The organism is Ruegeria sp. N7, from assembly GCF_056531345.1.
On record NZ_JBQFLR010000015.1, the window covers coordinates 72,932 to 84,630 of the forward strand.

Annotated in this window: 12 protein-coding genes; 9 read left to right on the plus strand and 3 right to left on the minus strand. The window is 56.1% G+C overall.

The genetic code is table 11. From position 1 onward, the window contains the following. Positions 1-62: 62 nt before the first annotated feature. The 7 genes from soxC to ACR0ES_RS15660 all read left to right on the plus strand — a co-directional run bounded on the left by soxC (position 63) and on the right by ACR0ES_RS15660 (position 7,207). Complete coding sequence (gene soxC, locus ACR0ES_RS15630; protein WP_480773814.1) at positions 63-1,334, plus strand: sulfite dehydrogenase; 1,272 nt, start codon at positions 63-65, stop codon at positions 1,332-1,334. Next, positions 1,318-2,358, plus strand: a complete 1,041-nt coding sequence (locus ACR0ES_RS15635) for a c-type cytochrome (RefSeq protein ID WP_480773813.1) — start codon at positions 1,318-1,320, stop codon at positions 2,356-2,358. The genes soxC and ACR0ES_RS15635 overlap by 17 nt, the downstream gene beginning before the upstream one ends. 29 nt (positions 2,359-2,387) lie before the next feature. After that, positions 2,388-3,068, plus strand: coding sequence for a c-type cytochrome (locus tag ACR0ES_RS15640; protein WP_480773812.1), 681 nt, complete (start codon positions 2,388-2,390; stop codon positions 3,066-3,068). A 25-nt stretch (positions 3,069-3,093) separates the two neighbouring features. Then, positions 3,094-4,356, plus strand: a complete 1,263-nt coding sequence (locus ACR0ES_RS15645) for an FCSD flavin-binding domain-containing protein (protein ID WP_480773811.1) — start codon at positions 3,094-3,096, stop codon at positions 4,354-4,356. Between the two features lie 80 nt (positions 4,357-4,436). Further along, positions 4,437-4,871: a DUF302 domain-containing protein gene (locus ACR0ES_RS15650; RefSeq protein WP_480871251.1), complete on the plus strand. Its 435-nt coding sequence runs from the start codon at positions 4,437-4,439 to the stop codon at positions 4,869-4,871. A gap of 1 nt (position 4,872) precedes the next feature. Then, complete coding sequence (gene hemA, locus ACR0ES_RS15655; RefSeq protein WP_480871252.1) at positions 4,873-6,096, plus strand: 5-aminolevulinate synthase; 1,224 nt, start codon at positions 4,873-4,875, stop codon at positions 6,094-6,096. A gap of 52 nt (positions 6,097-6,148) precedes the next feature. Beyond that, the gene (locus tag ACR0ES_RS15660; protein WP_480871253.1) at positions 6,149-7,207 is read left to right on the plus strand and encodes a YeeE/YedE family protein; all 1,059 of its coding nucleotides are present in this window, start codon (positions 6,149-6,151) and stop codon (positions 7,205-7,207) included. Between the two features lies 1 nt (position 7,208). Here ACR0ES_RS15660 and ACR0ES_RS15665 read toward each other — a convergent pair whose 3' ends face one another. The 3 genes from ACR0ES_RS15665 to ACR0ES_RS15675 all read right to left on the minus strand — a co-directional run bounded on the left by ACR0ES_RS15665 (position 7,209) and on the right by ACR0ES_RS15675 (position 10,225). Further along, positions 7,209-8,153: an MBL fold metallo-hydrolase gene (locus ACR0ES_RS15665; protein ID WP_480871254.1), complete on the minus strand. Its 945-nt coding sequence runs from the start codon at positions 8,151-8,153 to the stop codon at positions 7,209-7,211. Beyond that, positions 8,150-9,079 (minus strand): MBL fold metallo-hydrolase, encoded by a 930-nt coding sequence (locus tag ACR0ES_RS15670; protein WP_480871255.1) that lies wholly within the window; start codon positions 9,077-9,079, stop codon positions 8,150-8,152. Before ACR0ES_RS15670 ends, ACR0ES_RS15665 begins: the two co-directional genes overlap by 4 nt. A 300-nt stretch (positions 9,080-9,379) precedes the next feature. After that, complete coding sequence (locus ACR0ES_RS15675; protein ID WP_480871256.1) at positions 9,380-10,225, minus strand: LysR family transcriptional regulator; 846 nt, start codon at positions 10,223-10,225, stop codon at positions 9,380-9,382. Positions 10,226-10,311: 86 nt separating this feature from the next. On the opposite strand from ACR0ES_RS15675, the gene ACR0ES_RS15680 reads away from it, so the two are divergent. Both ACR0ES_RS15680 and ACR0ES_RS15685 read left to right on the plus strand, forming a co-directional pair. Next, positions 10,312-10,779 (plus strand): c-type cytochrome, encoded by a 468-nt coding sequence (locus tag ACR0ES_RS15680; RefSeq protein WP_480559064.1) that lies wholly within the window; start codon positions 10,312-10,314, stop codon positions 10,777-10,779. A gap of 14 nt (positions 10,780-10,793) precedes the next feature. Beyond that, complete coding sequence (locus tag ACR0ES_RS15685) at positions 10,794-11,681, plus strand: c-type cytochrome (RefSeq protein WP_480871257.1); 888 nt, start codon at positions 10,794-10,796, stop codon at positions 11,679-11,681. Positions 11,682-11,699 lie beyond the last annotated feature (18 nt).

An 11,699-nucleotide genomic window follows, 5' to 3' on the forward strand; every position in this document is an offset into this window, starting at 1 on the left:
CGCGAACCGAATGTCAAACATTGAATACAAGATTTGCTGATCGAATGACGGAGGCAAACAAAATGAGCGAGAATCCAAGGGCAAAAGCCCCATCGCGTCGCCAGTTTCTAAGCGGTGCTGCCGCGGTTGGCGTAGGTGCGGTCGGTGCCTCAGCGGCGCGCGCCGCAGGCCCTGACCCGCTGATCACTCAGGTTCAGGAATGGGCACAGGCAACGGGCGAAGGTGTAGATGCAACCCCCTACGGCCTGCCAATCCAATTCGAGAGTGATGTCGTACGGCGCAACGTCGAGTGGTTGACCGCAGACACAATCAGTTCGATCAATTTCACGCCGATCCACGCGCTGGACGGCACGATCACCCCGCAGGGATGCGCATTCGAGCGGCACCATTCGGGTGCGATCGAACTGAGCAAGGCGGACTACCGTCTGATGATCAACGGTCTGGTCGAAACTCCGCTGATTTTCACATATGAAGACCTGGAACGTTTCCCGCGTGAAAACCGTATCTATTTCTGCGAATGCGCTGCCAATACGGGTATGGAATGGGCCGGTGCGCAGCTCAACGGCGCGCAGTTCACGCACGGAATGATCCACAACATGGAATATTCCGGTGTTCCGCTGCGCACTCTGCTGGAAGAGGCCGGGGTAAAGCCCGAAGGCAAATGGGTTTACGTAGAAGGCGCCGATGCTTCCTCGAATGGTCGCTCGATCCCACTGGAAAAGGCAATGGATGACGTACTTGTTGCGTTCAAGGCCAATGGTGAGGCTTTGCGCAAGGAGCACGGATATCCCGTTCGTCTTGTCGTTCCCGGCTGGGAAGGCAACATGTGGGTCAAGTGGTTGCGCCGGGTCGAGGTCACCGAGATGGCTATCGAAAGCCGCGAAGAGACATCCAAGTATACGGATACTCTCGAAGACGGAACATCACGCAAGTGGACATGGGTCATGGACGCCAAATCGGTCGTCACATCGCCCAGCCCGCAAGCGCCGATCACGCATGGGCCGGGGCCGTTGGTGATCACCGGGTTGGCCTGGTCCGGGCGGGGCTCAATTACCGGCGTCGACGTGTCGGTGGATGGTGGCAAGAACTGGGTTCCGGCACGTCTGGCGGCCTCCGGGACAGACAAGGCGCTGACCCGGTTTTATCTGGACTATAACTGGGACGGTTCAGAGATGTTGTTACAGGCCCGCGCGAAGGATTCGACCGGTTACGTCCAACCCAGCAAAGCTCAGCTGCGGGACGTGCGGGGCGAGAACTCAATCTACCACAACAATTGTATCCAGACCTGGTGGATCAAGGAAAACGGAGAGGCGGAAAATGTCGAAGTATCGTAAGCTATTGGCCGCCTCGGCCCTTGGGTTATGCGTGGCGGTTCCAGCCCATGCAGACAAGCTTGGACTTGGGCGCCCTGCGTTGCCCGAAGAAATCGCGGCGTGGGACCACGACATTGCACCTGACGGAACCGGATTGCCCGAAGGTTCCGGCGACGTGTTCACCGGCGAAGAGGTCTTTGCCGAACGGTGCGCGATCTGTCATGGCGATTTTGCTGAAGGTGTGGACAACTGGCCGAAACTGGCGGGCGGCGAGGGCACGCTTGCAGATAAAGACCCGCTGAAAACAGTGGGCTCTTACTGGCCGCACCTTTCGACGGTATGGGACTATGTGAACCGTTCGATGCCGTTTGGAGACGCACAAACGCTGGAGCCTGACGACGTTTACGCGATTGTCGCCTATATACTGTATTCCAATGACATCGTTGATGATGAGTTCACGCTGTCGCACGAAAATTTCCTTGAAGTGGAAATGCCGAATGCCGGGGGTTTCATCGTGGATGACCGCGAAACGGCCGAGGCGCATTTCTGGACGGATGAGCCATGCATGACGGATTGCAAAGAAGGCGTGGAAATCACCAAGCGCGCCGCCGTTCTGGATGTAACGCCTGACGAAGCCGGGGCTGACAGTCCGGACCAGGCGGCTGTTTCCGAAGAAGCATCCGTCGAAGTCGATGAACCTGCTGAGGACATAGCGGCACTTGATCCCGTGATGATCGAAAGTGGCGAAAAAGTTTTCAAGAAGTGCAAGTCCTGCCATCAGGTCGGGGACGGCGCCAAGCATCGCACCGGTCCGGCACTGAACGGTGTTGCCGGTGCCAATGCGGCTGGTGCCGAAGGCTTTAAGTACTCTCAGGCGATGAAAGCTGCTGCCGAGGATGGGTTGGTTTGGACAGATGAAGAAATGGCTGCATTTCTGGCCAAGCCCAAAGCCTATATGAAGGGGACACGTATGTCCTTTGCCGGCCTCAAGAAACAGGATGATATCGACGCTGTCATTGTTTACCTGAAGTCGTTCGGCAGCTGATCATGCGGCGGCGGTGGGCAACAGGTGTCATGTTTGCTGCGAGTATCTTGGCAACCGCTGCCGCCGCGACTGAGGACCTTGGCGATGCAGCAGCTGGCAAACTTGTGTTTGCCCAATGCGAAGGATGTCATCAGGTCGGCGCGGGCGCTGAAAACAGGATCGGTCCGCATCTGAATGGTATTTTTGGCCGCCGGGCTGCCGGGCTTGCGGAGTTCACCTATTCCAAAAGCCTGATCCGTGCGGGTACTTCGGGGCTGGAATGGCATGCCGACACATTGTCGGCTTACATTGAAAACCCCCGTGCCTTCGCATCCGGCACCAGAATGAGCTTTCGTGGGCTCGAGAACCCGGAAGATCGGGCCAATGTAATTGCCTATTTGCGTGTGTTTTCCGACAACCCGCAAGACATCCCCGAAGCCGACCCAACGGCAAAGGGAACGGACCATTCCGTCAACCCCGAAATCCTCGCGATTCAGGGCGATCCCGAATATGGCGAATACCTGAGCAGCGAATGCACGACGTGCCACCAGATAGAGGGTGGCGATGATGGGATTCCTTCGATCGTTTACTGGCCCGACCAGGATTTTGTTGTCGCCATGCACGCCTACAAGGACAAACAGCGGCCGCATCCCGTCATGCAGATGATCGCGGGCCGCCTGAGCAGTGATGAGATCGCGGCATTGGCCGCTTACTTCAACAACCCACAGTGACAATGCCTAAGGGGGAGGAAACGCGATGACACTCAACAGACGGACATTTCTGGGAACCGCAGGGGTACTTGCTGCCGGGCTGTCGGCCCCGATGGTGCTGGCGCAGGGCAAGCCCCGTGTCGTGGTGGTCGGGGGCGGGGCAGGCGGCGCAACCGCGGCGCGCTATATCGCCAAAGACAGCAAGGGTGAGATTGATGTCATTCTGATCGAGCCGTCCAAAACATATTACACCTGTTTTTTCTCGAACCTGTATCTGGGCGGGTTTCAAGAGCTTTCGGACATTGCGCACAGCTATGGCACGCTTGCCGCAAAATACGGTATCAACGTGGTTCACGATTGGGCCGTGGGTGTCGATCGTGACGCCAAAACTGTCTCATTGGCGGGTGGCGGATCTATTCCTTATGACAAATTGATCCTGAGCCCGGGTATCGACTTTGTCGATGGCGCGGTCGAGGGGTGGGATGTAACTGCACAGAACAAGATGCCGCATGCGTATAAGGCGGGCTCTCAAACCGAGCTGTTGAAGGCGCAGGTTATGGCGATGCCCGAGGGTGGAACCTTTGCGATGGTCGCACCGCCGAACCCGTACCGTTGCCCGCCCGGACCTTATGAGCGGGTTTCGATGGTTGCGCATGTGCTGAAGGCGAACAATCCGACAGCGAAAATCATCATTGCTGATCCGAAGGCCAAATTTTCCAAGATGTCTTTGTTCCAGGAAGGTTGGGCCGACCATTACGAAGGCATGATCGACTGGATCGGAGAGGATTTTGGCGGCGGCAATGTCTCGGTCAATCCGGATGCCATGACGGTGACCATCGACGGTGAAGAAACCAAGGTCGACGTCTGCAACGTGATCCCGGCCATGAAAGCCGGGCGTATTGCGGAAATGGCCGGTGTAACCGATGGCAACTGGGCACCGGTGAACGCGGTGAACATGTCATCGAAAGCTGACCCTGACATCTATGTTCTTGGTGATGCCAGTCAGCAAGGCGACATGCCGAAATCCGGTTTTTCGGCCAACAGCCAGGCGAAAGTCTGTGCCAATGCGGTTCGTGGCGCATTGACCGGATCAAAGATCTTCCCGGCCAAGTTCTCGAACACGTGCTGGTCTCTCATTGATACGGATGACGGGGTCAAGGTCGGTGCCACTTATGAAGCGACGCCTGAAAAAATTGCCAAGGTGGACGGCTTTATCAGCCAGACCGGCGAGAATTCCGACCTGAGAAAAGCAACCTACCAAGAGTCGCTGGGTTGGTATGCCGGCATCACATCGGACATGTTCGGCTAAGAAACGCCAAGGCTTTGACCGGTGTCAAAGCCTTGGCGGTGAAATCTGAAGAAATGTGGTTCAGGAGGAGGAACATCATCATGAAACACTTTATCGCATTAGCCGCACTTTCAGTTGTATTGGCAAACCCGGTTATTGCTGAGGAGGTCATTGCCGTTCCCTTTGATGGGAGCTTTGATGATGCAACCTTTGCCGTTGAATCAGCAATTGTTGGGCAGGGGCTGGTTATCGATTATGTGAGCCATGTTGGTGAGATGCTGAATCGGACGGGGGCGGATGTCGGCAGCGACAAGCAAATCTTCACAGCCGCTGAGATATTTATCTTCTGTTCCGCAAAGCTCTCGCGCGAGATGATGGAGGCCGACCCGATGAATATCGGCTATTGCCCCTACGGGATCTTCGTGGCCGAGGACGAAGGCGGTGTCAAAGTGGGCTACCGAAGCTATCCTGACGGACCGATGGAGAAAGTCGAAGCCCTGTTGGCCGGTATCGTAGAAGAAGCCGTTGGAAACTGAAATGAACTACCAACAGTATTTTCGTGACCAGCTGAAGCAATTGCAGAACGAAGGAAACTACCGGGTCTTCGCTGAGCTTGAGCGCCATTGCGGCGCCTTTCCAACTGCACACAACCATGCAGAAAACGGACCTGAGAAAGTTACGGTCTGGTGCTCGAACGATTATCTGGGAATGGGTCAGCATCCAAAGGTTCTGGCAGCCATGCACCGGGCGATTGATGGCTGTGGCGCTGGTGCTGGCGGGACCCGGAATATTTCGGGGACCACGCATGAACATGTTCTGCTTGAGCAGGAGCTTGCAGATCTGCATGGCAAGGAAGCAGCGCTGCTTTTTACGTCCGGGTATGTTTCAAATTGGGCTGCATTGGGAACTCTGGCCTCGCGAATTCCCGGTATCACGGTTCTGTCCGACGAATTGAACCACGCGTCGATGATCGAGGGTATCCGCCACAGTCGTTGCGCAAAGCGGGTCTGGAAGCATAACGACTTGAAGGACCTTGAACGACATCTCATGGAACTGCCGTTCAACGCGCCAAAACTGATCGCGTTTGAAAGTGTGTATTCGATGGATGGCGATATCGCACCGATTGCCGAAATCTGCGATCTGGCGGATCGGTACGGCGCGATGACCTATCTGGACGAGGTTCATGCAGTAGGGCTTTACGGCCCGCGCGGTGGCGGCATTGCCGAACGCGAAGGGTTGATGGATCGCCTGACGGTCATCGAAGGCACGTTGGGCAAAGCGTTCGGCGTGGTTGGTGGATACATCGCGGCGTCAAAGGAACTTGTCGACTTTGTCCGTTCCTTTGCCAGCGGGTTTATCTTTACCACCGCATTGCCCCCGGCCGTCGCCGCCGGTGCCGCAGCATCCGTTCGGCACCTCAAGCAAAGCAATGCGGAACGGTGTTTGCATCAGCAACGCGTAAGCGAGGTTCGCGGCAGGCTGGACGCTTTGGGCATACCGCACACACCCAACCCAAGCCACATAATCCCGGTCATGGTCGGCGACCCGGTTAAGTGCCGCTTTATCTCGGATGTCTTGATGCGCGACTATGGGATTTATATCCAGCCGATAAACTATCCCACTGTCCCGAAAGGCACCGAACGTCTTCGGATCACACCGTCACCTGTACATTCGTCAGAAGATGTAACCCTGTTGGTCGAGGCATTGGGTGCGTTGTGGACACAGTGCCAGCTTGCGCGCAAACCGATGGCCGCACAGTGAGAACTTGACGGAAGGCAAAGACGGACACGTAAAGAGGTGAGAGTTTTTGTCTATGGAACGCCTCATCGATCTGCTGGGAGATTCGGGCACATTGGCTGTCGCCGGTTTGCTTGTTGGCATCCTGTTCGGAGTTACCGCTCAGAAATCTCATTTCTGCTTGCGGGCATCCACTGTTGAAGTCGCCGAGGGCGAACTTGGGCCCCGTCTGGCCGTCTGGCTGATCGCATTCACGTCGGCGTTGATGCTGGTACAGGGGTTCGTCTCGATTGAATGGCTGGATTTGTCCGGGGCGCGTTCAATTGCGTCAACAGGCAGCCTGAGTGGGGCGGTGATCGGCGGTCTGATGTTTGGCGCCGGAATGATTTTGGCGCGCGGATGCGCGTCGCGCCTGTTGGTGCTGGCCTCATGCGGCAATCTGCGGGCAATGGTGACGGGGTTGGTTCTGACGTTGGTCGCGCAAGCGGCTTACACGGGTGTGCTCAGCCCCGCGCGCGAGGCGCTGTCCGGTATTTGGACGATCACAGGTGGCAATGCGCGCGACCTTTCGGCACTACTTGGGTTTTCACCCATAGCGTACACAGTCTTTGCCGCAGGGACCTTTGTTCTGGCCGTCGTGTTTGCAGTGCGCCAGCAGGTGACAGTGACAAAGATTGTCACGGCCGCCGGAGTTGGTGTCGCCGTGGCGCTTGGCTGGTTGATGACATTTGCGATTGCACAAGCCTCCTTCGAAGTCGTGCCGGTGTCTTCGGTCACGTTCACCGGCCCGGCAACGGATACATTGATGGCGCTGGTGGCCGAGCGGAACATTGCGCTGTCCTTTGGCATTGGTCTGGTTCCGGGCGTTGTAATTGGCGCCGCTGTTTCTGCAGTTCTTTCCGGCGAATGGAAAATCGAACAGTTCGGCCCGGATACTCCGATGGAGCGTTACCTTGTCGGGGCCGTCTTGATGGGGTTTGGTGCAATGTTGGCAGGTGGCTGCGCCGTCGGTGCCGGATTGTCCGGGGGATCGGCCTTGTCATTGACTGCGTGGCTTGCCGTCTTCTCGATGTGGGTTGGGGCCGTCGCCACCCATCGGATGATGATGCGAATGCCCGTTCTTCGACGGTCCTGACTTATTCGAATTCCATCTGTTCGTAGACACGACCGGCGTTTTTTGTAGCCAGTTCTTCGAACGTGTCCAAATGGGCGTAAGGGGATTGGTCGACGTAATAGGCCTCGGCCAGATCGCCGCCAGCATCCATATGTTCCTGTATTTTTGCGCGCAGGTAGATCAGGTAGTCGCGTGTATACCGGCGCACCTGATCCATGTTCGTAGGATGACCGTGCCCGGGGATCACATATCTGGCTTCCAGTGCTTCGAACTCATTGTCCCAGGTCTCAAGCCAATCTGCGGTGTAGGTGTCCTGAAAGATCGGCAGCATACGTTCGTGAAATGCCATGTCACCGGCGATGACAAGGCTTTGATTGGGCAACCAGATCGAAATGTCGCCGGGACTGTGCGCAGGTCCAAGATGTTTGGCTTCGATACGAAAATCACCGAGTTCGACGACGTATTCATCGTCAAACGTTTCGGTCGGACCGGTTAAAACCGTTCCTTCTGCCTTGTCCTTGTTATATGCCTGCATCCCTGCAAGGATTTGCGGTCCATATTCTTCGAATTCAGCCGCCGCATCTGAATGAGCGACGATGGGCACCCCAAGTTCCGACCAGTAGGCGTTCCCCAGCATAGCGTGCCCCTGACCGTTTTCGTTGAAGACAAGCTTCACGGGCTGATCCGTGAGCGCTTGAATCTCCTTATGAAGCGCTTCGGCAAGCACATAGGCCGCGCCACCGTTGATGACGACAACACCCTCTCCGGTCACGATGAAGCTGAGGTTATTGTTGTGGCCCGAATTCTCATAAGTCGGGGGTGCGGTTGCACCGATGGCGGAAAAGACGCCGGGAATAAATTCGACAGGTTTCGAGTAAAGAACGCTCTGCGGGTACTGGTCTGCAATATCCTCACTGGCCCAGGTTTGCGTGGCCAGGGTACAGACAATCAACAATGCGCGCATCATGCAGGCTCTCCAATAAATCGATAGGTCGAACCGGCCTTTTCGACACGGCCAATTCCGCCATTTGGCAAATGGAATCCAATAATCTTCATTTGGGCATGAGAAATCTGATCCAGCAGCGATTTCCGGGCACTTGCCGCGGCGCCGGGGTCCTGATCCGTACCGCTCAGCCAGTCTGGACGCTCGAACGCGACGTGTGGATTGCCGAGCGCATCGCCCACGACCATCACCGCGTCACCGCCTTTGCGAATTTCGAAGGCCATGTGTCCGGGCGTGTGCCCGAAACTAGCGCGTGCTGCGATACCGGGAAGGATTTCCTGCCCATCATCAAAGAATGCAACCATGTCTTCGATGGCTTCCATGCGCCGCTTTGCGCCCACCGCGAATGCCGTGCGGTCGGCTCCTATCGTGTCAACGGTTGCAGGGTTCCACCAATAATCCCATTCCTTGCGGCCAAAATGATATCTGGCGTTGGGAAAGAGAGGATCTCCGAAGTCGTCGAGGACACCCCAGATGTGATCCGGATGAGCATGGGTGAAAACTACTTGCGTGACCTCATCCGGAGACAACCCGGCGGCGTCCAGAGTTTCCGGAAGTTTGCCAGCGGTTTGCATGAAGTCTGGCCCGGCCCCGACGTCGAACAGTATGGTATTCTGGTCATCGCGATAGAGCACAATGTTGCACTCGGGCTCGTAGCTGGTCAGATCTGCCTGATAGCGGTTCAGAAGTTCTGTCAGCTCTGCCTCGGGCATTGCCCCAAAGACCATTTCGGGCGGCAATGACAGATACCCATCTGACAAAGTTGATATCCTTGCCGATTGGCCAATTGTCATTTCCGCAATCGCAAAGTTGGGTCGCAGGCAGAGCGCCGCCAGACATGCGCCTTGGGACAGGAAGGTCCGCCGGGAGAAATTTGGGTCTCTGCTCATACAAAATCAATAAGATGAATGTTTGTATTTGTAAATGATGAATGGCACGGGCGGCACATTCTCTCTGGGGCTTTTCACCACTTGCGTTGGAACGTTCGCAGCAAGGTGTCGCATATCTGGCCCTTCCCAAAGTACCTTTGACACGTCTTGGCGAAACAGATTTAGAAACGACTACCTGGAGCGGCGGTGAAAACCTGAGCATCGCGGCGCAGGACGTCTTGTTGCGGGTGCAGGGCACCCGCCACGACTTGCCGGAGATTTCAACGCCAAATGACCCACCAATTTACTTTAGTTGTGACGTCACCCAGCCAGTGCATGCGGCAGGTGTTCAACCAGTGCCCGTTGCACGACCGCAAATCTTGGCGTGTGTGCGATTTCCTCTAGCGTTGCGACCCAAAGTGGAACCTCGATTCGGGGATCAATGTCGTTCAACCTATGAAGCCGGGGATCAGCGTCGCCTATAAACGCAGGTAAAAAAGCTCTCCCCACACCGGATGCAACCATCTGCTGAAGCACCAGAAAACTGTCTGCTCCGTTTGTCATGTCATCAGCGCGAACATGTTCAGCCAACCATTTGGCCGGGAGTGAACGGCTGAGGGCCCCATCAAGCCGCATCCATTTTTGGTCATGGGTACCGTCACTATAAACCCCAAAGTGCAAAGTTCCTGCGCGCTCTCCAGTCAAGCCTTCACCTAGTTGAACCGAAGGGCGGACAACTATATCCGCGGTTAACCTGGTCAGATCATGGTGGCTGTTTCCGCTGAGGATCGTCAGTTCGAGGCTGGGGTAGAGAGCGGAAATTGAGTTTAGTATCTGTGGCAGTACAAACTGGCAAAGGCTGTCCGTGGACGCGATACGCACATGACCCGCAGGCGAACGATTTGCGCCCACAACGGCGCGTTCGACCGAAAGTACGGCGTCTTCAACGCTTTCCATGGCGGACAGAATTGTTCTGGCTTCAGGAAGAACCGAATACCCCGACGGGTCTTTCCGAAAAACAGCGCAGCCATATCGGTGTTCAAAGGCGGCAACCCTGCGCAGGACGGTTGCATGTGCAACGCCCAGGGCTGTCGCCGCCGCATTCAACGAGCCGTGTTTGCTGACGGCGAGGGCATACCGAATATTGTCCCAATTGTCGTTGTTCATAAATGAACAGGTGAGGCCGAATAACAAACAATTACAAGAAAAATCGTTCAAGCTATCATATGGCACATTAAACAGGGAGCCACACCATGATGAAGAAATCTTCGATCTTTGCGGCAGGTCTTTTGTCCTTGGCCGTAGTTGGAACTGCAATTGCTCAGGATAGCGAAAACCCGGCTGTAAAAGCGCGGACTTCGATTATGCAGCTTTACGCTTTCAACCTTGGCACGCTGGGCGCCATGGCCAAGGGAGAGGCAGAATATGATGCCGAAGCGGCTACGCGTGCCGCAAATAATATCGTCGTCGTGTCGCAGATCGACCAATCCGCGATGTGGCCAGCCGGTTCGGATAATGTGTCAGACCCGTCCACCCGCGCCTTGCCCGCTATTTGGGAGAACTTTGCAGATGTCGGCGCTAAAGGGCAGGCACTGGCCGATGCCGCTGTTGCGATGCAGGCTGCGGCAGGTCAGGATGTTGAAGCCCTGAAAGGGGCGATGGGCCAACTTGGCGGAGCCTGCTCGGCCTGTCACAAAGCTTACAGAGCACCAGAAAATTAAAGGAGTATCGATCAGTGCGGCGCATTCTACTTTTCGCCGTTCTAGTCATGCTTATGGTTGGGTTGGCCGGTTTGCTGCTAACCCGGCCGCAAAGAGTTGATCCGGCACAGGTGGCCGGTCTGACCCCCGACGTGACCAGAGGGGCGTCTGTCTTCTATTCTGCTGGATGCGCCTCATGCCACTCGGCCCCGGATCCCCGCGAGGAAGGAAAGCTTGTTCTTGCTGGCGGGCGCCGGTTTGAAACGGATTTCGGTACGTTTGTAGCTCCAAACATTTCCAGTGATCCAGACGCCGGAATTGGATCATGGTCTGCGCTAGATCTGGCCAATGCCCTGAAACATGGAACAGGCCCCAAGGGACAGCATTATTACCCGGCCTTCCCCTATACGTCTTATGCCAAGATGACGGTCGAGGACGTCGCGGCGCTTCATGCGTTTTTGAACACCCTGCCTGCGTCTGATGCGGCAAGTATCCCGCATGACGTCGGGCTCCCTTTCAACATCCGGCGCGGGCTGGGGTTGTGGAAGCTTCTGTTTTCAGGCTCGGGCTGGGTGGTCGAAGGTGATCTGACCGATCAGCAAATCAGGGGCCGGTATTTGGTGGAAGCTTTGGGGCACTGCTCAGAATGCCATACACCACGAAACGGACTGGGAGGGTTGAAGCGGGATCTTTGGCTGACCGGAGCGCCAAATCCGAATGGCAAAGGGCGCATCCCCGGTCTGACCACTGCCCAGCTTGACTGGTCTGAGGCTGACATCGCTGAATATCTGAAATCCGGTTTCACACCGGATTATGACAGCGCCGGAGGCGAAATGGTCGAAGTCATCGAGAACACCTCGAAACTAAGCGATGAAGACCGATTGGCCATTGCTGCTTACCTGAAATCCGTTCCCGTTCAGTGAATTGACTAATGGTTGCAG

Excerpts from the sequence above, each read along its gene's own strand:
- ACR0ES_RS15670 (WP_480871255.1), bottom strand. The coding sequence starts at position 9,079 with ATGAGCAGAGACCCAAATTTCTCCCGGCGGACCTTCCTGTCCCAAGGC.
- soxC (WP_480773814.1), top strand. The coding sequence starts at position 63 with ATGAGCGAGAATCCAAGGGCAAAAGCCCCATCGCGTCGCCAGTTTCTA.
- ACR0ES_RS15660 (WP_480871253.1), top strand. The coding sequence starts at position 6,149 with ATGGAACGCCTCATCGATCTGCTGGGAGATTCGGGCACATTGGCTGTC.
- ACR0ES_RS15645 (WP_480773811.1), top strand. The coding sequence starts at position 3,094 with ATGACACTCAACAGACGGACATTTCTGGGAACCGCAGGGGTACTTGCT.
- ACR0ES_RS15635 (WP_480773813.1), top strand. The coding sequence starts at position 1,318 with ATGTCGAAGTATCGTAAGCTATTGGCCGCCTCGGCCCTTGGGTTATGC.
- ACR0ES_RS15640 (WP_480773812.1), top strand. The coding sequence starts at position 2,388 with ATGTTTGCTGCGAGTATCTTGGCAACCGCTGCCGCCGCGACTGAGGAC.
- ACR0ES_RS15665 (WP_480871254.1), bottom strand. The coding sequence starts at position 8,153 with ATGATGCGCGCATTGTTGATTGTCTGTACCCTGGCCACGCAAACCTGG.
- hemA (WP_480871252.1), top strand. The coding sequence starts at position 4,873 with ATGAACTACCAACAGTATTTTCGTGACCAGCTGAAGCAATTGCAGAAC.
- ACR0ES_RS15650 (WP_480871251.1), top strand. The coding sequence starts at position 4,437 with ATGAAACACTTTATCGCATTAGCCGCACTTTCAGTTGTATTGGCAAAC.
- ACR0ES_RS15675 (WP_480871256.1), bottom strand. The coding sequence starts at position 10,225 with ATGAACAACGACAATTGGGACAATATTCGGTATGCCCTCGCCGTCAGC.
- ACR0ES_RS15680 (WP_480559064.1), top strand. The coding sequence starts at position 10,312 with ATGATGAAGAAATCTTCGATCTTTGCGGCAGGTCTTTTGTCCTTGGCC.